A 21880-nucleotide genomic window follows, 5' to 3' on the forward strand; every position below is an offset into this window, starting at 1 on the left:
CATCCCCGCACGCCTGACCGGCACGCGCGCGATTTTCCAGCGCCAGATCAACACCGCCGTCAAGCGCGCTCGCTTCCTCGCGATGCTGCCTTACAGCGACCAGCACCGTAGCCTGTAAGGAGCGCGACCATGCAAATCATTCTGCTCGACAAAGTCGTCAACCTGGGCAACCTGGGTGAAGTCGTCAAGGTCAAAGACGGTTACGCACGCAACTTCCTGATTCCTTCCGGCCGCGCCCGCCGCGCGACCGCCGTGGCGATCAAGGAATTCGAAGTCAAGCGCGCTGAACTTGAAAAATTTGCCGCCGCCAAGCTGGCTGAATCACAGGCTCAAGGCGAAAAGCTCGGTGGCACCACCATCAAGCTGACGCAAAAAGCCGGCGTGGATGGCCGCCTGTTTGGTTCCGTGACCAACTTCGACATCGCGCAAGAGCTGACCAAGCAGGGCTTCCCGGTTGCCAAAGCGCAAATCCGCATGCCCAACGGTCCGCTGAAAACCGTGGGCGACCACGATGTCAGCGTTGCACTGCACACCGATGTGACGGTGGACATCACGGTCACCGTGTACGGCGAAACGGCTTAAGCTGCCTCGCTGCTCCCGAAAAAGCCGCTCACTGAGCGGCTTTTTCAATGGTGCGGCAATTCACATCTTTTACAGGGTTGTGCCCCTGTTATTCACGACTTATAAACAGCTTTATGCGATGACGCCGGCATGCCACGGCGATAGCATTTAAGGTTGCCAAGGAAACCCATGTCTGCCGTCCTCTCCACCTTCGATGAACCCGGTTACAGCTCTGATCGCCAGATCGCCCAGCTGCGTGTTCCACCGCATTCGATCGAAGGGGAGTCCAGCGTGCTCGGCGGACTGTTGCTGGACAACGGCGCCTGGGACCGGGTGGGCGATCTGCTGACCGACCAGGACTTTTACCGGCACGAGCACCAGCTGATCTATGCCGCGGTGGGCGCCCTGATCAACGCCACCAAGCCGGCTGACGTGATCACGGTTTACGAACACCTGCAAAACCTGGGCAAGGCCGACGAGGTCGGGGGGCTCAGCTACCTCAATTCGCTGGCGCAGTACGTGCCCAGCGCCAGCAACATCCGCCGCTACGCCGAGATCGTGCGCGAGCGCTCCATCCTGCGCAAGCTGGTGGCCGCCAGTGACGAAATCGCGACCAACGCCTTCAGCCCCCAGGGCAAAGACGTAGCCACCATTCTCGACGAAGCCGAGCAGAAGATCTTCAAGATTGGCGAGCAAGGTTCGCGCATGAAAGAGGGTTTCCAGAGCATGGACACCCTGGTGGTGAGCCTGCTGGACCGCGTGACCGAGATGTCGGAAAACCCGAACGACATCACCGGCGTGCCCACCGGGTTTTACGATCTGGACCGGCAAACCTCGGGCTTTCAGGCCGGCGACCTGATCATTCTGGCGGCACGACCGTCGATGGGAAAAACCGCGCTGGCCATCAACATTGCCGAGCATGTGGCCTTGAACGAGGGCTTGCCCGTCGCGGTCTTCTCGATGGAGATGGGCGCCTCCCAGCTGGCGGTGCGTATCGTCGGCTCCATTGGCCGCATCGACCAGGGCCACTTGCGCACCGGCAAGCTGACCGATGAAGAGTGGCCACGCCTGACCGAGGCGATCGAGAAGCTGCGCAACATCTCGCTGCACATCGACGAAACACCAGGCCTGACGGTGAGCGAGCTGCGCGCCAACGCGCGGCGCCTGGCCCGCCAGTGCGGCAAGCTGGGCCTGATCGTGGTTGACTACTTGCAGCTGATGAGCGTCTCGTCAAGCATGAGCGAGGAAAACCGCGCCACCGCCGTGGGCGAGATTTCACGCGGCCTCAAGATGCTGGCCAAAGAGCTGCAGTGCCCCGTCATCGCCCTGTCGCAGCTCAGCCGCGGGGTGGAGGCCCGCACCGACAAGCGCCCCATGATGAGCGACCTGCGCGAGTCGGGCGCGATCGAGCAGGACGCGGACGTGATCATGTTCATCTACCGCGACGAGTACTACACCAAAGACGCCTGCAAGGAACCCGGCGTGGCCGAGGTCATCATCAGCAAGCAGCGTAACGGCCCGACCGGTACCGTGAAGCTGGCGTTCATCAACCGCATTACCAAGTTTGAGAGTTTGGCGGGTGGTTCTGGCGATGGGTATTAAGTTAAAACAGTGGGTAGCCTAGGCCAATATTGCGTGAGTAGCTATTTAATCGATAGCAATTTTCGACCAGGCTAATTTCCAAGCTGAAAACCTTCAGCACCACCAAAACACAAAAGGCCAGGTCTTTTGACCTGGCCTTTTGCGCTGGACTGAAAAACGAAGCGCGGGACTACATGACCTTAGAGCACCTCGCTCGCAAAATCAGCCAGCCGCGAACGCTCGCCACGCGCCAGCGTGATGTGCCCGCCGTGCGGCCAGCCTTTGAAGCGATCGACTGCGTAGGTCATGCCCGATGAGCCTTCGGTCAGGTAGGGCGTGTCGATTTGGGCCAGGTTGCCCATGCAGATGATCTTGGTGCCGGGGCCGGCGCGGGTGATCAACGTTTTCATCTGTTTGGGCGTCAGGTTTTGCGCTTCATCGATGATCACGTACTTGTTCAGGAAGGTGCGGCCGCGCATGAAGTTCATGCTCTTGACCTTGATGCGCGAGCGGATCAGCTCGTTGGTGGCGGCGCGGCCCCATTCGCCGGAGCCGCTGTCGGTTTTGCCCAGTACTTCCAGGTTGTCGTCGAGCGCGCCCATCCAGGGGCCCATTTTTTCCTCTTCGGTGCCGGGCAGAAAACCGATGTCTTCACCCACCGACACGGTGGCGCGGGTCATGATGATTTCGGTGTAGCGCCGGTCGTCGAGCACCTGGGTCAGGCCGCTGGCCAGGGCCATCAGCGTCTTGCCGGTGCCTGCCGTGCCGGCCAGCGTGACGAAATCGACCTCCGGGTCCATCAGCAGGTTCATCGCGAAATTCTGCTCACGGTTGCGGGTGGTCACGCCCCAGACGGCGTTTTTCAGGTGGTTGTAATCCTTGAGCGTTTTCAGGACGGCGGTTTTGGCCCGGATCTCGGTCACGCGGGCATACAGCGGCGGCTCGCCAGGTGCTTCAAAAAACACAAACTGGTTGATGAGCAGGCTGGCCACAATCGGCCCCGTGATGCAGTAAAAGGTGTGGCTGCCTTGCTGCCAGCTTTCGATGGTTTTGCTCTGGCGCGTCCAGAAGTCAGCCGGCAGGGGCAGCGAGCCGGCATACAGCAGGTCGCCGTCTTCCAGGGTCTTGTCGTTCTGGTAGTCGTCGGTGGCCAGGCCCAGGGCGCGCGCCTTGACGCGCATATTGATGTCTTTGGAGACCAGCACCACTTCGCGTGGCGCGTATTCCTTGCGCAAGGCCTCGACCACGCCGAGGATCTGGTTGTCAGCCTTGCCCTGCGGCAGGCTTAGCGGCAGGCTGTAGTCCAGCGGCTTGGTCTGGAAAAACAGGGAGCCGCCAGCTTCCGGGTGACCGGTGGTGTCCAGTTTGAGGCCCTTGCCGATGTCGGCGCCCTGGGCGCCTGCCAGCGCATCCAGCGAGCGACTGGTCTGGCGCGCATTGCGGGCCACCTCGGTCATGCCTTTTTTATGGCCGTCGAGCTCTTCGAGCACGATCATGGGCAAGAAGATGTCGTGCTCTTCAAAGCGGAACAGGCACATCGGGTCGTGCATCAGCACATTGGTGTCCAGCACAAACAGCTTGGCCGGCCCGATGTGTTTGGGCTTTTTCGGCTTGGCAGCCGGCCGGGCGACTGATTCGCTACCCTTTTTATAGCTGACTGCGCCTGTTTTGGCCGGGCGCGATGGCGCTTTCGCTATATAAGCCTCGGCATGGTCGCTGGCGCCACCGGCAGAGCGGTTGTCAAACAGGTCCAGTACCGGCAGTTTCTGGTCGACTTCAGTGCTTTCCGTCTTTCGCCCGGCCTTGGAGGGCGAGCGGGCCGGCGCATCGTAGGCGTCGGTAGAGAGGAGGGAGGCACGTTTGGTCGGGGCGGGGGGCAGGGGCATGGTGCTTAAAACTCTCTAGGGTGTTGGTTCCAAAAAGCAAAAAAGCCGCCTTGAGGCCAGGGCGGCTTTTTCATTGGACGCAGTTGAGGAGAACAACAGCATGAGGCCATTATGCACGACTCATCTGACAGGCCAAGGGCTTGTTGCCAACTGGCCTCACTGCCGGCTCAGGCGGCCTTTTTCAGGGCCTTCACTGCCTTGAGAACGTCATCGACGTGGCCGGGCACCTTCAGGCCGCGCCATTCTTCCTTGAGCTGGCCATCGGCGCCGATCAGGAAGGTGCTGCGCTCGATGCCTTTGACTTTTTTGCCGTACATGATCTTGTTCTTGACCACGCCAAACATGTGGCACATTTTTTCTTCGGTATCGGCAATCAGCTCGAAAGGCAGCTCAAGCTTGGCCTTGAACTCATCGTGCGATTTCATGTTGTCGCGGGACACGCCAAAGACGGTGGCGCCCGCCTTGACGAAATCCTTGTACTTGTCGCGAAATTGCATGGCCTCGGTGGTGCAACCGGGCGTATTGTCCTTCGGGTAGAAGTACAACACGACGACCTGGCCGACGTGGGTCTGGTTCGAGACCTTGACGCCGCTGGTGGCGTTGGCTTCAAATTCGGGGAGTGGTTTATTGACGACGACTGCCATACTTGAGTAGACCCTGACGAAAGTAGTTGTAATTAGCCGTGACCTGGGCTGGCAAGGCTTGGGTGGTTAACCTAGGCATTGACCCAAGCGCAACCCTAGATTTTACCCTGAAAGTACTATGCTCAGGCTGTAGGGCCAATCAGCAGGGCCGTAATCACGTGACGCCCTTCACCGGCAAGGATGTTGTAGGTGCGGCAGGCGGCCAGCGTGTCCATGGTCTCGATGCCGATGCGCTGTGCCATCAGGCCGCGTAAAAACGCCGGCGGGGGAAAGCGCAAGCGGCTGCCGCTGCCAAAAATCACCAGTTCAGCCCGGGTTTCGGCCAACCGATCAAAGTGGGCCGCGGTGAGCTGCTCGAATTGCGGGCAGTTCCAGTCGAATTTTTCACCACGCGAGCCAATCACGATGCTGCGTTCGATTTTTTCAGCCACTCCGTTGCTGCCCAAACCGATCCAGCCTGGTCCGTAGCCCAGGATGGATTGAACGTCGAGGCGATCGGGTTGGAGTTTCATGGTGCGCAGGTGGGGCTAAAACGGTTGCCGGCAAGGGCTGCCCGCCAGTGTTTGCCAGCGAAAACCGGCTTTTATGTGGTCAAATTATAGATTCCGCCCAAACATGGCCTTGCAATTGAAAGGGCATTACGCTGTTGCAAGCGCCGCCTTTGCTGAAGTACTACCGAAGTCGTCATGAAACCGATTACCAAATCTGCCAAATTAGCCAACGTCTGCTATGACATTCGGGGCCCGATCATGGACCGCGCCAAGCAGCTGGAGGACGAGGGTCACAAGATCATCAAGCTCAATATCGGCAATCTGGCGGTGTTTGGTTTTGACGCGCCCGAAGAGATCCAGCAGGACATGATCCGCAACCTGCCCACTTCGTCAGGCTATTCGGACAGCAAGGGCATTTTTGCGGCACGCAAGGCGGTGATGCACGAAACCCAGAAGCAAGGCATCAAGGGCGTGACGCTGGACGATGTTTACCTGGGCAATGGCGCCAGCGAACTCATCGTCATGGCCACCAACGCATTGCTCAACGATGGCGATGAGTTGCTGCTGCCCGCGCCCGATTACCCGCTGTGGACGGCCGCCGCCAGCCTTTCCGGGGGCTCGCCGGTGCACTACCACTGCGATGAAGACAACGGCTGGATGCCCAATCTGGACGACATTCGCGCCAAGATCACGCCCAATACCAAGGGCATCGTGGTCATCAACCCCAACAACCCGACCGGTGCGCTGTATTCGGACGAACTGCTCAAGGCCATCGTTGAACTCGCGCGCCAGCATGGCCTGGTGATTTTTGCCGACGAGGTGTACGACAAGGTGCTGTACGACGGCGCGAAACACACGGCCATCGCCAGCCTGTCGGACGACGTGCTCACGCTGACCTTCAACTCGCTGTCCAAGAGCTACCGCTCCTGCGGCTACCGCGCGGGCTGGCTCGTGGTGTCGGGCGACAAGAAGCGGGCACGCGACTACATCGAGGGCCTCAACATGCTGTCGAACATGCGCCTGTGCGCCAACGTGCCGGGGCAATGGGCCATCCAGACCGCGCTGGGCGGCTACCAGAGCATCAATGACCTGACAGGCGAGGGCGGGCGCCTGCGCCGCCAGCGCGATCTGGCCTACGAACTCATCACGGCCATCCCCGGCGTCAGCTGCGTCAAGCCGCAGGCGGCGCTGTACATGTTCCCGCGCCTGGACCCCAAGGTTTACCCGATTGCGGACGACCAGCAGTTCTTCATGGAGTTGCTGCAGGAAACCCGGGTGATGCTGGTGCAGGGCACGGGCTTCAACTGGTCGGCTACCGACCATTTCCGCATCGTGTTCCTGCCGCATGAAGACGATTTGCGCGAAGCCATTGGGCGTATTGCCAAGTTTCTTGAAACCTACCGCAAGAGCTGCGCCTGATCCAATTTTTTCAAAGCCCGTCAAGGGCGGCAAGCATTAAAGACTTAAAGAAGACTCGAAGCAAATATGAAACCGATCAAAGTTGGCCTGCTGGGCATAGGGACCGTGGGCAGTGGCGTCTTCAACGTGTTGAAGCGCAACCAGGAAGAAATCTTGCGCCGCGCCGGTCGCGGCATTGAAGTGGCCATGGTGGCCGATCTGGACACGGCCCGGGCCCGGGCCGCGGTGGGCGAGGGCGTGCAGGTGGTCAGCGATGCGCGCGCCGTGATCGCCAATCCCGACATCGACATCGTGATCGAACTGATTGGCGGCTACGGCATCGCCAAGCAACTGGTCATGGAGGCGATCGAGGCGGGCAAGCATGTGGTGACGGCCAACAAGGCGCTGCTGGCCGTGCATGGCACCGAGATTTTTGCAGCCGCCCATCGCAAGGGCGTGATGGTGGCGTTCGAGGCGGCGGTGGCCGGCGGCATTCCCATCATCAAGGCGCTGCGTGAAGGCCTCACGGCCAATCGCATCGAGTGGATTGCCGGCATCATCAACGGGACGACCAACTTCATCCTGAGCGAGATGCGCGACAAAGGGCTGGATTTTGACGTGGTGCTGAAAGAAGCGCAGCGCCTGGGCTACGCCGAAGCCGACCCGACCTTCGACATTGAAGGCGTGGATGCGGCGCACAAGGTGACCATCATGTGTTCCATCGCATTCGGCATTCCGGTGCAGTTCGACAAGGCCTACGTGGAAGGCATTACCAGGCTCGCCGCGCAGGACATCAAATACGCCGAGCAGTTGGGCTACCGCATCAAGCTGCTGGGCATCACCAAACGCACGGCCCAAGGCATCGAGCTGCGCGTGCATCCCAGCCTGGTGCCTTCGAAGCGCCTGATTGCCAATGTCGAAGGCGCGATGAATGCCGTGGTGGTGCACGGCGATGCAGTGGGCACCACGCTGTACTACGGCAAGGGCGCGGGCAGCGAGCCGACCGCCAGCGCCGTGATTGCCGACCTCGTGGACATCACACGCCTGCACACGAGCGACCCGCTCCATCGCGTGCCGCACCTGGCGTTCCAGCCTCACACGATGGATCAGGCCATGAGCGACCTGCCCGTGCTGCCCATGAGCGAGGTCGTGACCAGCTACTACCTGCGCCTGCGCGTGGCCGACGAGGCGGGCGTGCTGGCCACGGTGACGGGCATCCTGGCGCACGCGGGCATCAGCATTGACGCCGTACTGCAGCGCGAAGCCGACGAAGTCGGCGGCGAGGGTTCCACGCAGACCGACCTGATCATCCTCACCCATGACACACGCGAAGGCACGATGAACGAAGCGTTGGCCCAGATGCAAGCCCTGCCGACCGTGCTGGCCCCCATCACGCGGATTCGCAAGGAAGAGCTGAACTGATGCTGTACGTCTCCACCCGCGGCCACGCCGACCGCAAACATTTCTGCGAAATCCTGCTCGAGGGCCTGGCGCCCGACGGCGGGCTGTACCTGCCCGAGCGCTATCCGCAGGTTGACGCTGCGACCCTGGCGAAGTGGCGCGGCATCTACGCCCAGTCCGGTTACGCCGACCTCGCGTTTGAAGTGCTGTCGCTCTACATCGACGACATCCCTGCCGCCGACCTCAGGGCGATCTGCCACAAGACCTACACAGAGGAAACCTTCGGCACGAAGCAGATCGTTCCCCTGAAGCCGCTCGAAGAGGGCCTGTACCTCGAAGCCCTGTCCAACGGCCCGACGCTGGCCTTCAAGGACATGGCGATGCAGTTGCTGGGCAACCTGTTCGAGTACGAGCTGGCGCGGCGTGGCGAGGTGCTCAACATTCTGGGCGCCACCAGCGGTGACACCGGCAGCGCGGCCGAGTACGCCATGCGCGGCAAGCAGGGCGTGCGCGTCTTCATGCTGAGCCCGAACGGGCGCATGAGCCCGTTCCAGCAGGCGCAGATGTTCAGCCTGCAGGACGCCAACATCCACAACCTGGCCGTGGAAGGCGTGTTCGACGACTGCCAGGACATCGTCAAGGCGGTGTCCAACGACCTGGCCTTCAAGCGCCAGTACAAGATCGGCACGGTCAACTCCATCAACTGGGCGCGCTTGCTGGCCCAGGTTGTTTACTACTTCGCCGGCTATTTTCAGGCCACGAGCCCTCACCCCAACCCTCTCCCAGAGGGAGAGGGAGCAAAGAAAGAGGGTTCGGGCTTACTCCCTCTCCCCTTGGGAGAGGGCAGGGGTGAGGGCTCCCCGCTTCAGAAGGTCAGTTTCACCGTGCCTTCGGGCAATTTCGGCAATGTCTGCGCCGGCCATGTGGCCCGCATGATGGGCCTGCCTATCGACAAGCTGGTGGTGGCGACCAACGAGAACGACGTGCTCGACGAGTTCTTCCGCACCGGTGTCTACCGCGTGCGCGGCAGCGCCGACACGCACGAGACCTCGAGCCCGTCCATGGACATCTCCAAAGCCTCGAACTTCGAGCGCTTTATGTTCGACCTGCTGGGCCGCGATGGGGCCAAGACCCAGGCGTTGTTTGGCGCGCAGCTGTCCGCGAAAGGACAGTTTGATTTGAGCGCGGAAGCCGCCTTCCAGGATGCAGCCCAGCGCTACGGCTTTGCCAGTGGCAAAAGCACGCATGCCAACCGCCTGGACACGATTCGTGACACCTGGCAGCGCTTTGGCACCATGATAGACACGCACACCGCCGATGGCCTGAAGGTGGCGCGCGAGCACCTCACGGCCGGGGTGCCCATGGTTGTACTGGAAACCGCCTTGCCCATCAAGTTTGCGGCAACCATTGAAGAGGCGCTGGGACTGAGCCCGCAGCGGCCTGCCAGGTTTGAAGGCATTGAAGCGCTGCCCAAGCGCGTCAAGGTGCTGCCGGCCGACGTGGCGCAGGTCATGGCCTACATTGCCGACCATGTGCATTAAATCGGTATCCAGCCCGTATGGTAACTGCGCAAGCAGCTATCGAATTGATAGTGAAAAACGCTGGAAGGCGCGCCCATGAAAGTGGTTGGATTTGCCGGCTATTCCGGTTCTGGCAAAACGACGCTGGTTGAAAAGCTCATTCCCGCGCTCAAGTTGCGCGGCTTGCGCGTATCGGTTGTCAAGCATGCCCACCACAGCTTTGACATTGACCGTCCCGGCAAGGACACCTGGCGCCATCGTGAAGCCGGGGCCTTTGAGGTGGTCGTGGCCTCGCAGCACCGGCTGGCCCTGATGCGTGAGTTTGAAAAGCCGGCCCAGCTGTCGGTGCATCAGCTCATTGCCGAGCTCTACAGCGGTGTTGACTGGGTGCTGGTGGAAGGCTTCAAGGACAGCGACCTGCTCAAGATCGAGATCTGGCGCGCCGAGGCGGGCAAACCGGCGCGTTACCCGGACGACGATTTCATTGCGGCGATTGCCACCGACTCACCGGAGCAGTTGCCCGAAGCAACCTTGCGGCCGGTGCTGGATTTGAACAACCCTGATGCCGTGGCCGATTACCTGGTCAACAATCAGGACCGGTTTGAATACTCGTTTGATTAGCTATGGCCCCCACGCTTGTCGCTTCGCGTACCTCCGGCGTTGCGCTGCCCCATTCACCCGGGAAAGGGGCTAATTTTCCTAGGGGCGGCCCGTCGGAAAATTGGCCCTAACTCTTTCCAGATCTCCGTTCGAGTCAACCGTCATGAGCATCGCCTCCCCGTCCAGCCACGCCGCTTCTTCACGCCCGGCCCTGAAGCCACTCGATACGGCGCTGGCCGAGCTGCTGGCCCAGGCCGCGCCGCTGTCGGGTGTCGAAACCGTTTCCACTTTTGATGCCGACCACCGTGTACTGGCCCAGGACCTGGTCTCCAGCCTGGATGTGCCGGCGCATGACAACAGCGCCATGGACGGTTATGCCGTCCGCTGCACTGACTTGGCGGCCGGTACCTTGCTGCAAGTCACCCAGCGCATTCCTGCCGGCAGCACGGGCCATGCGCTAAAGCCGCAGTCTGCCGCGCGGATTTTTACCGGCGCCCCGATTCCGCCCGGTGCCGATGCCGTGGTGATGCAGGAAGACTGCGAAATCGTGGAAACCCTGGAAGCGGGGGGCGCCTCGGCCGCCGGGGTTCGCATCAAGGCGCTGCCGGCGCCCGGCCAGTGGATACGGCGCCGTGGCGAAGATGTGGCCAGTGGCGCCGTGGTGCTGCGCCAAGGCCAGCGGCTCACGCCGGCCGAGCTCGGGCTGGCGGCCAGCATTGGGTTTGACAAGCTCGTGGTGACCAGCCCCGTGCGCGTCGCCCTGTTTTCCACCGGCGACGAGCTGGTGATGCCCGGTGAAGTTCCGCCTTCACAGATGAAGCCGGGTGCGATCTACAACTCCAACCGCTTCTTTCTGCGGGCGTTGCTGCAACGGCTGGGCTGTGTGGTGACCGATCTGGGCATCGTGCCGGACCAGCGGCAGGCCACGATAGCCGCCCTGCAAGGCGCAAGCCAGCACCACGACCTGATTTTGACCAGCGGGGGGGTTTCGGTCGGCGAGGAAGACCACATCAAGCCTGCCGTGCAGGCGCTGGGCGAGTTGAACCTGTGGCAGATCGCCATGAAACCCGGCAAACCGTTTGCTTATGGCCAGGTGGGCAGCGCGCACTTCATCGGGTTGCCAGGCAATCCGGTGTCCAGCTTGGTGACCTTTTTGCTGCTGGTGCGCCCCTTTCTGCTCAAGCTGCAGGGGGTTGACCAGGTTGCTATCAATTCAATAGCTATTCGTGCAGATTTCACCTGGGCTAGAGCCGATAAACGCCGCGAGTTTCTGCGCGTGCGGCGCAATGCGGCCGGCGGCCTGGACCTGTTTTCGAACCAGAGCTCAGGCGTGCTGACCTCGGCCGTCTGGGGCGACGGGCTGGTGGACAACCCGGCGGGCCAAACCATCGCGCCGGGTGACACGGTGCAGTTCATCCCGTTTTCGGCGCTTCTCTCGTGAAAACCATCGTATGAAAATCACGGTCAAATACTTCGCCTCCATCCGCGAAGCCATAGGGCAGGGCAGTGAGGTGCGGGAAACCTCCGCCGTCAACCTGTCGGCCCTGCGCGATGAACTGCTGGCGGCCAGCCCCGCGCATGCCGACAGCCTGGCGCGCGGCAAGTCCGTTCGCATGGCGCTCAACCAGGTCATGAGCGACGAGTCGGCGCGCTTGAGCGAGGGCTGCGAGGTCGCTTTCTTTCCGCCCGTCACCGGCGGCTGAGTTAAACCTAGAAACCGCAGTTGACCGCTCATATTCCGCTGGCAAGACCACATGAACACAACCTTATTCGCTCACGCACGAGTTCATTTTTTGGGTGACAGCGCTACGCACCCGATTGAGCCGCCCTGGCGCGCGCTGGCGGCGTTGCTCCTCCTTGCGGGCATCAGCCCGCAGCGTCGTCACGCCTTGCCAGCCCACCCCATGACGGCCCACTCGGGCGCGTCCAACTGCGGTTTCTAGGTTAAACAATCAATTCATCAAGCCGGTGCAGGCGTTCAGCCAGCGCGGCCGAAGCCCTGGTCATCGGGCTGCGCAATTCGTCGCGAATCAAACCCTGGCGCGCCAGCAGCGCTTTCAACGGACCCGGGTTGGGCTCTGAAAACAGCCCCTCGATCAGCGGCTGCATGGGCGCCCATAGCGCGTTGGCCTGCGCCAACTCACCGGCCTGGATCAGCTGCAAAATCTGGACGAAACGCCGGGTGTGCAGATGGGCCGCGGCGGCGATCGCGCCCCGGCCACCTTGCACCAGGGTTGAAAAGATTTGCGCGTCCTCGCCGCAAAGGACCTGCAGCCGGCCATCTGCAATCAGCGCCTTGGTTTTGGCCGCGTCACCGCCGCAATCCTTGATGGCGCAGATGCGCGGGTGGCCGGCCAGCGTCAGCAGGGTGCCCTGCTCGATCTTCACACCGGTGCGGTAGGGAATGTCGTAAAGAATCACCGGCACGGCGCTGGCGTCGGCCAACTGGGTAAACCACTCGATCAGTCCGGCCTGGGCGGGCCGGATATAACTGGGCGCCGGCAGCAGGATGGCCGCAAGGCCAAGCGTGCCCAGCACCTTGATGCGAGCCGCCGTTTTGCCCAGGTGGTAGCCCGACAAGCCCATGACGACCGGTAAACCGGGCGCTTCCTTCATGACGGTTTCCAGCACCGCAAGCTGCTCCTCATCGCTCAAGGCCGCTGCTTCGCCGGTGGAGCCGCAGACGACCAGGCCCGCAATGCCGCTGGAGCGGTAGTGCGCGACCAAGTGCTTTAAAGACGCATGGTCAACGTTGCCGTGATCGAAGGGGGTGATGAGTGGAATCCAGAGTCCCGAAAAATCCTGGTTCAAATGGCGCGTTGTTTGCATGAAGACACATCCTTAAAAAAAACAGACCGGCTTGAAAGGCCGTCATCAGAACAAGAGGTGGTGTGTCCGCGAAAGACTTGAAAGTAACCGGCGGCTCCATCGCTCATTCGACGACGGAACCGCAGCCCCGGTCAAATGAGCAACGGTTTTTTCGATTTGCTGGCGCACGCCCCATTCGCGCTGGCGCCGCTTGGCGTCCAGGCTGCAGGGAAAGTCGTGTGGCCAGTCATGCGGCAAATCTTACCCGGCTTTCGGCGGCCGGTGGCAAAATTGCGTAATGACTTCACCCCGCGTCCTGATCAGCACGGAAGACTTCAATCTCGCCGATGAGGTTGCCGCCTTGCGCGCGGGCGACAAGCGGGTAGGCGCGGTCTGCAGTTTTGTCGGGACGGTCCGCGACCGCAACGATGGCAGCACCGTGAGCTCGATGGAGTTGGAGCATTACCCCGGCATGACCGAAAAGGCCATTGAAGCCATGATTGACGAGGCTTTTGTGCGCTTTGATATTTTTGGCGCCCGGGTGATCCACCGCGTCGGGCTCTTGCAGCCGCTGGACCAGGTGGTCATGGTGGCCGTCACGTCGGCGCACCGCTTTGAGAGCTTCCAGGCCTGCGAGTTTTTGATGGACTACCTCAAGACCCAGGCGCCGTTCTGGAAAAAAGAGCAGACGCCCGAAGGCGCCCGCTGGGTGGACGCGCGATCTGCCGACGATGCCGCGCTGGCCAAATGGGGCATCAGCGTCAAAAACGCCTGAGCGGCGTTGGCCTGCACCAGAAACCTGTTGGGCTTGGGCCCCATGATTGACTTGAAAAGTGGTGGATACGCCCCAAATCCACAACAATCAATTCTTTCGGAGCGCTTTAAAGTGCTTTATGGAGCCCTCTCATGCGACAAGACAAACTCACGACCAAATTCCAGGAAGCCCTGAGCGACGCCCAGTCGCTGGCGCTGGGCAACGACCATGCCTACATCGAACCGGTGCACCTGCTGGCGGCCTTGCTGCGGCAGGAAGGCGGCCCCAGGGCGCTGCTGGAGCGTGCCGGCGCCAACGTGGCCGGCTTGCAGGCAGCGGCTGACGCGGCCGTCAAAAAACTGCCGCAGGTGCAAGGGCAGGACCAGGTGCAGGTCAGCCCCGATCTGGGCAGGCTGCTGCAGGCGACTGAAAAAGAGGCCATCAAGCGCAATGACCAGTTCATCGCGAGCGAGCTGTTTCTGCTGGCGGTGACTGACAGCAAAAGCGGGATCGGCAAGCTCGCCTTGGACCATGGGCTGACCCGCAAGTCGCTCGAAGCGGCGATTGACGCGGTGCGCGGCGGGCAGAACGTCGACAGCGCGGATGCCGAAGGCCAGCGCGAGGCTCTCAAGAAGTATTGCCTGGACCTGACCGAGCGCGCCCGCCTGGGCAAGCTGGACCCGGTGATTGGCCGCGACGACGAAATTCGCCGTGCCATCCAGGTGCTGCAGCGCCGCACCAAAAACAACCCCGTGCTCATCGGCGAGCCCGGCGTCGGCAAGACCGCCATCGTCGAAGGACTGGCCCAGCGCATCGTCGCGGGCGAGGTGCCGGAGTCACTCAAGGGCAAACGCGTGCTGTCGCTCGACATGGCGGCGCTGCTGGCCGGTGCCAAGTTTCGCGGCGAGTTTGAAGAGCGCCTGAAAACCGTGCTCAAGGAGCTGGCCAAGGACGAGGGGCAAACCATCGTCTTCATTGACGAGCTGCACACCATGGTCGGCGCCGGCAAGGCCGAGGGCGCGATAGACGCGGGCAACATGCTCAAGCCCGCGCTGGCCCGCGGCGAGCTGCACTGCGTGGGCGCGACCACGCTGGACGAGTACCGCAAATACATTGAAAAAGACGCCGCGCTGGAGCGCCGCTTCCAGAAAATCCTGGTGGACGAACCCACGGTGGAGGCCACCATCGCCATCCTGCGCGGCCTGCAGGAGAAATACGAAGTACACCATGGCGTGCAGATCACCGACCCGGCCATCGTGGCGGCCGCTGAGCTGAGCCACCGCTACATCACCGACCGTTTTCTGCCCGACAAGGCGATTGACCTGATCGACGAGGCGGCGGCCAAGATCAAGATCGAGATGGACTCCAAGCCGGAGGTGATGGACAAGCTGGATCGCCGGCTGATCCAGTTGCAGATCGAGCGCGAAGCCGTGCGCCGCGAAAAAGACGAGGCCTCCCAAAAGCGCTTTGGCCTGATCGAGGACGAAATTACCAAGCTGCAAAAGGAAATTGCCGATCTTGATGAGATCTGGAAAGCCGAGAAAGCGCAGGCCCAGGGTTCGGCCCAGTACAAGGAAGAAATCGACAAGCTGCGCTTCCAGATCGAGGAGTTCACGCGCAAAGGGGACTTCAACAAGGTGGCCGAACTGCAGTATGGCAGGCTGCCCGAGCTTGAAAAACGCCTGAAACAGGCGCAGGACACGGAAGCCCAAAAAGGTGCGTCGAGTGCGCCGCAGCTTTTGCGCACGCAGGTGGGCGCGGAAGAAATCGCCGAAGTGGTGGCGCGTTCCACCGGCATTCCCGTCAGCAAACTGATGCAGGGCGAGCGCGACAAGCTGCTGCTGATGGAAGGCAGGCTGCACGAGCGCGTGGTGGGGCAAAACGAAGCGATCGCCGCAGTGGCCAACGCCATCCGCCGCTCGCGTTCGGGCCTGAGCGATCCGAATCGCCCGACCGGTTCCTTCCTGTTCCTTGGCCCCACGGGCGTCGGTAAAACCGAGCTATGCAAGGCGCTGGCTGGTTTCCTGTTCGACTCGGAAGACCACCTGATCCGCGTCGACATGAGCGAGTTCATGGAAAAGCATTCAGTCGCGCGGTTGATCGGCGCACCGCCCGGCTATGTAGGCTACGAAGAGGGCGGCCACCTGACCGAAGCCGTGCGCCGCAAGCCCTACAGCGTGCTGCTGCTTGACGAGATCGAAAAAGCCCACCCCGATGTGTTCAACGTGCTGTTGCAGGTGCTGGACGATGGCCGGCTGACGGACGGCCAGGGCCGCACCGTGGACTTCAAGAACACGGTGATCGTCATGACCAGCAACATCGGCTCGCCCCTCATCCAGTCCATGGTGGGCCAGCCGTATGAAGACATCAAGGACGCCGTAACGGACGAGCTGAAGAACTACTTCCGCCCCGAGTTTTTGAACCGGATTGACGAGACCGTGGTGTTCCACGCGCTCGACGCGAAGCACATTGAGTCGATTGCCCGCATCCAGCTCAGGGTGCTGGAGGCGCGCTTGCAAAAGATGGACCTGGCACTGCAGGTCTCGGAGCCGGCGATTGCCGAACTGGCCAAGGTCGGCTTCGACCCGGTGTTCGGCGCACGGCCCCTCAAGCGCGCCATCCAGCAGCGCATCGAGAACCCGCTGTCCAGGTTGTTGCTCGAAGGGCGCTTCCCGCCCAAGAGCGTGATTCCGGTCGATGTGGACCCGGTGCGCGAGCCTGGGGTGTTCAAGTTCGAGCGGGCGGTTCATTGAACTCCCCGGTGGTGCGCGGGTGCTATTGACTTGATAGCTGCTTGCGCCCGTTCTGATTGGGCTACAGGGCTCTTTTAATATAAATTCTGCTGACTGGCGGCAAGAAATCGCTTATTTATAAAACGCTTCGACCTTGCCCTTCAACTTGATCATCAGCGGATGGCCCTTGCGATCCAGCGTCTTGCCTGCGGGCACCGTCACCCAGCCCTCGCTGATGCAGTACTCCTCGACATCCGAACGCTCCTTGTCGTTGAGCCGAATGCCGATGGCATGTTCAAAGATGGCGGCGACGTGATGGGGGCTGCGCGGGTCGGTGGACAGGCGGTTGGGCAGGGGCGGGAGGTTGGTGGTTTCGTTCATGGCCGTCATTGTCACCCCGCCAGGCCCGCAAACACATTTTGCACATCGTCATTCGCGTCGATGGCGGCCAGGAAAGCCTCTACCTCTTCCAGATCCGTGGCGCTCAAGCTCGCGGGATCAATCGGGTTCTTGGCCTTGTAGCCCAGCTTGGCGGACAAGACGCTGAAGCCCTGGGCTGGCAATGCGCGGCTGACCAGGTCGAGATCCGCGGCATCGGTCAGGAACATCGTGACGCCGTCTTCCTCGCCGGGCTCAAAGTCCTGGGCGCCCGCTTCAATGGCGGCCAGTTCGGGATCGGCGCCTGCTGCTGTACTCGAAGCAACAGGCTCGGCTTCGATCATGCCGACATGGTCAAAATCCCAGGCGACCGAGCCGGAGGTGCCCAAGTGCCCCTTGCGGAACAAGACGCGTATTTCTGATGCGGTGCGATTCAGGTTGTCGGTCAGGCATTCGACCATGACGGGGACGCGGTGCGGCGCGAAGCCTTCGTAAATCACGTGTTCAAAATGAACCGCCTCACCGGTGAGTCCAGCGCCTTTCTTGATGGCGCGCTCAAGCGTGTCCTTGGGCATGGAGGCTTTGCGTGCCTGCTCCACGACCAGCCGCAGGCGCGCGTTCGAAGCGGGATCGGCTCCGCTGCGCGCCGCGACCATGATTTCTTTGGCCAATTTTCCAAATACCCGGCCCCTGGCATTTGCGGCCAGTTCCTTGCCTTTTGCTTTCCACTGCGCGCCCATGTTTGAAATTCCTTGGTGTTGTAGCGCTTACATGCGCCTGGCTTGTTCGGGGTGATGGGGCATGCGCGCTATTTAAAGAAGTAAAGAAGCGGCGCAGGACCGGGGGGATCTGTTTATACACCCATACGATGGACCTGAACCGTCAGAGGCGGCGATTGCCAAGCTAGGGCCTGTTAACGCTATTTTTACAAGATGCGTTGCGAGTCAAAAAGGCCATGAGCAAGGCGCAAAACGCCGTCGGGGTAGGCCCCCGACAAGGCTTTGCAACGCCGCGCATGGCCTTTTTGATCGCAACCCGAAGGGAACGGGGTGAAAACAGCGCCACTCAGCGTTGCACTCCTAGCCCAGACGCCCGGTCTGGGCGTCGTCGCGCGCCTTGATTGGCGCTGTTTTCACCCCGTTCGCATTTGTAAAAATAGCGTTAACAGGCCCTAGCCAAGGTCGGCTTCGATCCGGCTTTTTCCGCGGCGGCACGCCTTTGTTAGCGGTTTGACGCCCCGCATCGGGCCAGTCAGCCTGCGTCTCCTCTATTTGGGGGATGACTGGCCGCCGCGCTCAGCCCAAACTCCAAGTTGGTATCGACGGAACCAACAACGCAGGAGGCCGTATGCCAAATCTTCTGATCAGGGGCAGCCAGGGCGCCGAGGTTCATCGGCTTCGGCAGGAACTGGCGAAACAGCTGGGCGACGACGCCCAGGGGTTCGGCACACTGGAAACGGGCGAGCTGCTGGACGCTGACGCGGAGGCGGCCGTGCGCCGCTGGCAAGTGGGCGTGGGCCTGGTGGCCGATGGCGTGATCGGACCGTATTGCCAGGCCGTGCTGGGCCTGCGCCAGCCCGGCGGATTGGCCCTCGCGCTGAACCTCGATTCGGTGCGCCGCCTGTTCCCGGCCACCAAGCCCGCCAACATTGCCCGCTACCTGCCGTACGTGGCTGCCGCACTGGAGGTCATGGGCCTGACCGACCGCCCGATGATCTGCGCGGCCCTGGGCACAATCCGCGCCGAGAGCGAGGGTTTCGTGCCGATCTCCGAGCTGCCCTCGCAGTTCAACACGGCGCCCGGTGCGCCCCCCTTCAGCGCCTATGACAATCCGAAGAAGCGGCTGGGCAATACCCAGCCCGGCGATGGCGCACGTTTCAAGGGACGCGGCTTCGTGCAGCTCACGGGGCGGGCCAACTACGAGAAGTACGGCCTGGCCTTGGGGCTGGACCTGGCAGGCCATGCCGACCTGGCCAATGCGCCCGAGGTCGCGGCCCTGCTGTTGGCCCAATTCCTGGCCGACCGCGCCGATGCGATGCGCGAAGCCCTGGCCAAAGGAAACTTCGCCGCGGCACGCAAGCTGGTCAACGGCGGTGCGCATGGGCTGGACCGCTTCAAGGAAGTGTTTACGCTGGCCGACAAGATCTGGCCGGCTGCGCCTTTGGCCGCTGCCACAGTCGCCGCGCCCGCGGCTGCTGCCGGCAAGCGTTCATTGACCGTCCGCAAAGATCCCGGCGATTTGAATGACCGGCCTTACCTGCCGCCGCCGGTGGGCTTGCAGGAGGCCTTTCCTTCCGATGCTGACGTCCAGCGGTTCTTGCCGACCTATGCCAAGGCCGGCCTGGTGCTGGACCAGGGGCAGGAGGGCGCCTGCACCGGTTTTGGCCTGGCTTGCGTGGTGAACTACCTGCGCTGGAGCAAGGCGGGCTACCCGGCCCGGATGGACTCCGTCAGCCCGCGCATGTTCTACAACTTCGCGCGCCGCTATGACGAATACGCCGGCGAAGATTACGACGGCTCCAGTTGCCGCGGCGCGCTCAAGGGCTGGTTCAACCACGGCGTGTGCCTCGAGAGCGATTGGCCCTACAGCGCGGCAGCGCAGCAGCAGCCGAAGTACGGCTATGCCAGGCGCGCGTCGGCCAACACGCTGGGCGTGTACTACCGTATCGACCTGAAATCGATCACCGACCTGCACGCCGCCATCCAGAGCGTGGGGGCGGTGTATGTGTCTGCCTTCACCCACCGCGGCTGGAACGAAGTGCCTCGGCGCAGCGAGCCGCCTTCGGGGCACCAGGCTTTGCCGGCCATTCCCTTCGACGGGCGGCCGTCGGAAATCGATGGCCATGCGTTTGCGCTGGTGGGCTTCAATGCGCGGGGCTTCGTCATCCAGAACTCCTGGGGCCGCGATTGGGGGGCGGGTGGTTTCGCCGTGCTGACCTACGCCGACTGGCTGGCCAATGGCATGGATGCCTGGGTGGTGGCGATGGGCGTGCCCGGCGTGGTGGTCGGCCGCGTCAGCAGCCGCAGCGATGGCGTCAGCGGGCCGGCCGGTGGCGCCAACAAGAGCCTGTGGTGGAGCGAAGGCCAGGCCTACCAGCACAGCGTGGTGCTGGGCAACGACGGCCGCATGAAGCGCTACCTGACCGAAGACGAGCTCAGCCGCACGCTGCTGCACCAGGTGGCCGGCCTGCCCGACCAGTGGTTTCGCACGCAGGCCGGCGCTGGCCCGAAGCGGTTGCTGATCTATGCCCATGGCGGCCTGAACAGCGAAGACGCCGCCATCCAGCGCGCCCGGGCCATGGGCCGGCACTTCCTGGGCAACGATTGCTATCCGCTGTTCCTGGTCTGGAAGACGGGCCTGCTGGAATCCATCGGCAGCATCATCAGCGACGCTTTCCGCAAGCAGCCGGTGCTGGCCGGCGGCGTGGGCGAATGGGTCTCGGAAAAGACCGATTTGCTGCTTGAAAAAACCATTGGCCGCCCGCTGGCCCGGCCGGTCTGGAGCGAGATGAAGGAAAACGCCGAACTGGCGTTCGGCTCCGGGCGCGGCGGCGACTTGCTGATCACCGCCCTGCAAAAGCTGGCGGACACCTGGGGCGACGCGCTGGAAGTGCACTTGGTGGGCCACTCGGCCGGCTCTATCATCCTCGGGCATTTGCTGACGGCGCTGGCGGCGCGCCGATTGTCCGACAAGGTGAAGACGATTCACCTGTACGCGCCGGCCTGCACGGTGCAGTTCGCCAACCGGCACTACGCGCCGCACGCCGAGCTGATGAAGCGCCTGTACATGCAGGTGCTGTCGGACCGGGTCGAGCGCAACGACAACGTGGTGGCGATCTACCGCAAATCCTTGCTGTACTTCGTCTCCAATGCGCTGGAGGTGGACCTGCGCACGCCCATCCTGGGCCTGGAAAACGTGTTCAAGCAGGACTACAGCGGCTGGGACGGCACCTCCAGCACCGGCGAGTCCCTGAAGGCCTGGCGCCAGGCCGCGGCCAGCGCCGGCTTGAACAGGGACGGACGCTTCTCGGTCCTCACGCAAGACAAGGTCACCGCCGCCTTGCCCAACCGCGAGATTGACGCCGCCCATGGCGCCTTCGACAATGATGTGGCCGTGGTCGGCAAGACGCTGGAGCGCATCCGCGGCGGGCCGCTGCTGAACCCGGTCGATGACCTGCGGGGTTTTTAACGATTCCTGTTGCTCCCGGTTCTTTTTTTCCAAGGAGATTGCCATGCCTGAGCCTGATGCACCTGCCTCATTCCTTGTCCGCTCCAAGGGATGGATCGTCGGCCTGACGAGCGTTCTCGTTGTCCTGCCGGCGCTCATCAACGCAGGCGTCGATATCTATTCCTCGCTGCTGAAACTTCCCAGAACTGAAGCCGAGCGAATCAACGAAAGATTGTTCCGTGAGTATTTCAAGAAGCAGCCGGTCGCGGCGTTTCCCGTACCCATCAAGCAGAACAACGGGACCGTGGAAGTACGTTTTGAGGTTTATGAAAAAGGCGACGTCTTCGTTGAGTTCGGAAACTTCACCCAGTGGTTCCCGTTTCCATCGCACGATGGCGGCCCAAAGAAGACGGTAGGTTTTTCTCTTGTTTCAAACGCCGTCGCCCAGGACCCACCGCCGCCGAAAGGCCTGGGTCGCTACCAGCAAATCGATCAACTGCAGGGGGACGCCGTCATTCGCAAAAGAACCTACGAAAACGGCGTGATCGAGAAGCAGGTCATCGATCCACGCAGCGGCGATATCCTGAATTCCTCCACGCGCCAAACCGACCAGAAGCAGGTGCCTGTTCCGGCGACCAAGACGCTCGGCGTCCCCAAGATAGCGCCCATTGACCTGGATCAGTTCCGAACGGCCACGCAGGCCGGGGCTGCGAGCGCAGAAGCGGCGAAGGCCTCTGCCGCCGAGTGGCACGAAGCCTTGAAAGCCGGGCTTGCGTGGTGCCAGGGCAAGGACAATTTTTTCAGCCGCGGCTTGTGCGAATACCGGGAGAAAAACCGCTTCTGCGAGCCCGAGAACCGATGGGGCAAGGTGGCGGAGTGTGTGAAGTAAGGCGCCGGGCTGCCAGGCAGGCTGCACGGACAGTGGCCGGCGCCATGGAGGCAAGGGCTGCGGTCTGTTT

19 protein-coding genes are annotated in these 21880 nt (G+C 62.1%); 13 read left to right on the forward strand and 6 right to left on the reverse strand.

The features are described from left to right. The 3 genes from rpsR to dnaB form a co-directional block, all read left to right on the forward strand. Positions 1 to 118: 30S ribosomal protein S18 (gene rpsR / locus V6M61_RS01625; RefSeq protein WP_332774846.1), on the forward strand; the 118-nt coding region annotated here is incomplete at its 5' end. An 11-nt stretch (positions 119 to 129) separates the two neighbouring features. Beyond that, on the forward strand, positions 130 to 582 hold the full coding sequence (rplI, locus tag V6M61_RS01630) for a 50S ribosomal protein L9 (protein ID WP_332774809.1): 453 nt from the start codon (positions 130 to 132) through the stop codon (positions 580 to 582). Positions 583 to 750: 168 nt separating this feature from the next. Continuing rightward, the gene (gene dnaB / locus V6M61_RS01635) at positions 751 to 2163 is read left to right on the forward strand and encodes a replicative DNA helicase (RefSeq protein ID WP_332774810.1); all 1413 of its coding nucleotides are present in this window, start codon (positions 751 to 753) and stop codon (positions 2161 to 2163) included. 179 nt (positions 2164 to 2342) lie between these two features. Here dnaB and V6M61_RS01640 read toward each other — a convergent pair whose 3' ends face one another. The 3 genes from V6M61_RS01640 to V6M61_RS01650 all read right to left on the reverse strand — a co-directional run bounded on the left by V6M61_RS01640 (position 2343) and on the right by V6M61_RS01650 (position 5184). Then, the gene (locus V6M61_RS01640; RefSeq protein ID WP_332774811.1) at positions 2343 to 4028 is read right to left on the reverse strand and encodes a PhoH family protein; all 1686 of its coding nucleotides are present in this window, start codon (positions 4026 to 4028) and stop codon (positions 2343 to 2345) included. A gap of 167 nt (positions 4029 to 4195) precedes the next feature. Beyond that, entirely contained in the window at positions 4196 to 4672 is a 477-nt protein-coding gene (locus V6M61_RS01645; protein ID WP_332774812.1) for a peroxiredoxin, read from the reverse strand. Between the two features lie 122 nt (positions 4673 to 4794). After that, positions 4795 to 5184, reverse strand: a complete 390-nt coding sequence (locus V6M61_RS01650) for an Mth938-like domain-containing protein (protein WP_332774813.1) — start codon at positions 5182 to 5184, stop codon at positions 4795 to 4797. 174 nt (positions 5185 to 5358) lie between these two features. On the opposite strand from V6M61_RS01650, the gene V6M61_RS01655 reads away from it, so the two are divergent. The 6 genes from V6M61_RS01655 to V6M61_RS01680 all read left to right on the forward strand — a co-directional run bounded on the left by V6M61_RS01655 (position 5359) and on the right by V6M61_RS01680 (position 11785). Then, a complete protein-coding gene (locus tag V6M61_RS01655; protein WP_332774814.1) occupies positions 5359 to 6582 on the forward strand; it encodes a pyridoxal phosphate-dependent aminotransferase in 1224 nt (407 codons plus the stop codon). 66 nt (positions 6583 to 6648) lie between these two features. After that, positions 6649 to 7983, forward strand: coding sequence for a homoserine dehydrogenase (locus V6M61_RS01660; protein WP_332774815.1), 1335 nt, complete (start codon positions 6649 to 6651; stop codon positions 7981 to 7983). Beyond that, the gene (locus tag V6M61_RS01665; RefSeq protein ID WP_332774816.1) at positions 7983 to 9503 is read left to right on the forward strand and encodes a threonine synthase; all 1521 of its coding nucleotides are present in this window, start codon (positions 7983 to 7985) and stop codon (positions 9501 to 9503) included. The genes V6M61_RS01660 and V6M61_RS01665 overlap by 1 nt, the downstream gene beginning before the upstream one ends. A gap of 75 nt (positions 9504 to 9578) precedes the next feature. Further along, entirely contained in the window at positions 9579 to 10103 is a 525-nt protein-coding gene (gene mobB / locus V6M61_RS01670) for a molybdopterin-guanine dinucleotide biosynthesis protein B (RefSeq protein WP_332774817.1), read from the forward strand. Positions 10104 to 10245: 142 nt separating this feature from the next. Next, positions 10246 to 11523, forward strand: coding sequence for a molybdopterin molybdotransferase MoeA (locus V6M61_RS01675; protein WP_332774818.1), 1278 nt, complete (start codon positions 10246 to 10248; stop codon positions 11521 to 11523). Between the two features lie 10 nt (positions 11524 to 11533). Then, positions 11534 to 11785: a MoaD/ThiS family protein gene (locus V6M61_RS01680; RefSeq protein ID WP_332774819.1), complete on the forward strand. Its 252-nt coding sequence runs from the start codon at positions 11534 to 11536 to the stop codon at positions 11783 to 11785. 241 nt (positions 11786 to 12026) lie between these two features. On the opposite strand, the gene dapA is transcribed toward V6M61_RS01680, so the two are convergent. Further along, a complete protein-coding gene (gene dapA / locus V6M61_RS01685) occupies positions 12027 to 12911 on the reverse strand; it encodes a 4-hydroxy-tetrahydrodipicolinate synthase (protein WP_332774820.1) in 885 nt (294 codons plus the stop codon). A gap of 277 nt (positions 12912 to 13188) precedes the next feature. Here dapA and V6M61_RS01690 point away from each other — a divergent pair, with 277 nt between their 5' ends. Both V6M61_RS01690 and clpB read left to right on the forward strand, forming a co-directional pair. After that, positions 13189 to 13665: a molybdenum cofactor biosynthesis protein MoaE gene (locus V6M61_RS01690; protein ID WP_332774821.1), complete on the forward strand. Its 477-nt coding sequence runs from the start codon at positions 13189 to 13191 to the stop codon at positions 13663 to 13665. Between the two features lie 131 nt (positions 13666 to 13796). After that, complete coding sequence (gene clpB / locus V6M61_RS01695) at positions 13797 to 16397, forward strand: ATP-dependent chaperone ClpB (protein WP_332774822.1); 2601 nt, start codon at positions 13797 to 13799, stop codon at positions 16395 to 16397. A 111-nt stretch (positions 16398 to 16508) separates the two neighbouring features. Here clpB and V6M61_RS01700 read toward each other — a convergent pair whose 3' ends face one another. Next, positions 16509 to 16757 (reverse strand): DUF3297 family protein, encoded by a 249-nt coding sequence (locus V6M61_RS01700; RefSeq protein WP_332774823.1) that lies wholly within the window; start codon positions 16755 to 16757, stop codon positions 16509 to 16511. Between the two features lie 11 nt (positions 16758 to 16768). Then, entirely contained in the window at positions 16769 to 17494 is a 726-nt protein-coding gene (locus V6M61_RS01705; RefSeq protein WP_332774824.1) for a YebC/PmpR family DNA-binding transcriptional regulator, read from the reverse strand. A gap of 607 nt (positions 17495 to 18101) precedes the next feature. On the opposite strand from V6M61_RS01705, the gene V6M61_RS01710 reads away from it, so the two are divergent. Both V6M61_RS01710 and V6M61_RS01715 read left to right on the forward strand, forming a co-directional pair. Next, on the forward strand, positions 18102 to 20942 hold the full coding sequence (locus tag V6M61_RS01710; RefSeq protein ID WP_332774825.1) for a C1 family peptidase: 2841 nt from the start codon (positions 18102 to 18104) through the stop codon (positions 20940 to 20942). Positions 20943 to 20985: 43 nt separating this feature from the next. Next, the gene (locus V6M61_RS01715) at positions 20986 to 21810 is read left to right on the forward strand and encodes a hypothetical protein (RefSeq protein ID WP_332774826.1); all 825 of its coding nucleotides are present in this window, start codon (positions 20986 to 20988) and stop codon (positions 21808 to 21810) included. The last annotated feature ends 70 nt before the right edge of the window (positions 21811 to 21880 follow it).

The sequence above is a fragment of the Polaromonas sp. genome (genome assembly GCF_036676035.1).
GTDB lineage: Bacteria > Pseudomonadota > Gammaproteobacteria > Burkholderiales > Burkholderiaceae_C > Polaromonas.

Excerpts from the sequence above, each read along its gene's own strand:
- rplI (WP_332774809.1), top strand. The coding sequence starts at position 130 with ATGCAAATCATTCTGCTCGACAAAGTCGTCAACCTGGGCAACCTGGGT.
- dnaB (WP_332774810.1), top strand. The coding sequence starts at position 751 with ATGTCTGCCGTCCTCTCCACCTTCGATGAACCCGGTTACAGCTCTGAT.
- V6M61_RS01640 (WP_332774811.1), bottom strand. The coding sequence starts at position 4,028 with ATGCCCCTGCCCCCCGCCCCGACCAAACGTGCCTCCCTCCTCTCTACC.
- V6M61_RS01645 (WP_332774812.1), bottom strand. The coding sequence starts at position 4,672 with ATGGCAGTCGTCGTCAATAAACCACTCCCCGAATTTGAAGCCAACGCC.
- V6M61_RS01650 (WP_332774813.1), bottom strand. The coding sequence starts at position 5,184 with ATGAAACTCCAACCCGATCGCCTCGACGTTCAATCCATCCTGGGCTAC.
- V6M61_RS01655 (WP_332774814.1), top strand. The coding sequence starts at position 5,359 with ATGAAACCGATTACCAAATCTGCCAAATTAGCCAACGTCTGCTATGAC.
- V6M61_RS01660 (WP_332774815.1), top strand. The coding sequence starts at position 6,649 with ATGAAACCGATCAAAGTTGGCCTGCTGGGCATAGGGACCGTGGGCAGT.
- V6M61_RS01665 (WP_332774816.1), top strand. The coding sequence starts at position 7,983 with ATGCTGTACGTCTCCACCCGCGGCCACGCCGACCGCAAACATTTCTGC.
- mobB (WP_332774817.1), top strand. The coding sequence starts at position 9,579 with ATGAAAGTGGTTGGATTTGCCGGCTATTCCGGTTCTGGCAAAACGACG.
- V6M61_RS01675 (WP_332774818.1), top strand. The coding sequence starts at position 10,246 with ATGAGCATCGCCTCCCCGTCCAGCCACGCCGCTTCTTCACGCCCGGCC.
- V6M61_RS01680 (WP_332774819.1), top strand. The coding sequence starts at position 11,534 with ATGAAAATCACGGTCAAATACTTCGCCTCCATCCGCGAAGCCATAGGG.
- dapA (WP_332774820.1), bottom strand. The coding sequence starts at position 12,911 with ATGCAAACAACGCGCCATTTGAACCAGGATTTTTCGGGACTCTGGATT.
- V6M61_RS01690 (WP_332774821.1), top strand. The coding sequence starts at position 13,189 with ATGACTTCACCCCGCGTCCTGATCAGCACGGAAGACTTCAATCTCGCC.
- clpB (WP_332774822.1), top strand. The coding sequence starts at position 13,797 with ATGCGACAAGACAAACTCACGACCAAATTCCAGGAAGCCCTGAGCGAC.
- V6M61_RS01700 (WP_332774823.1), bottom strand. The coding sequence starts at position 16,757 with ATGAACGAAACCACCAACCTCCCGCCCCTGCCCAACCGCCTGTCCACC.
- V6M61_RS01705 (WP_332774824.1), bottom strand. The coding sequence starts at position 17,494 with ATGGGCGCGCAGTGGAAAGCAAAAGGCAAGGAACTGGCCGCAAATGCC.
- V6M61_RS01710 (WP_332774825.1), top strand. The coding sequence starts at position 18,102 with ATGCCAAATCTTCTGATCAGGGGCAGCCAGGGCGCCGAGGTTCATCGG.
- V6M61_RS01715 (WP_332774826.1), top strand. The coding sequence starts at position 20,986 with ATGCCTGAGCCTGATGCACCTGCCTCATTCCTTGTCCGCTCCAAGGGA.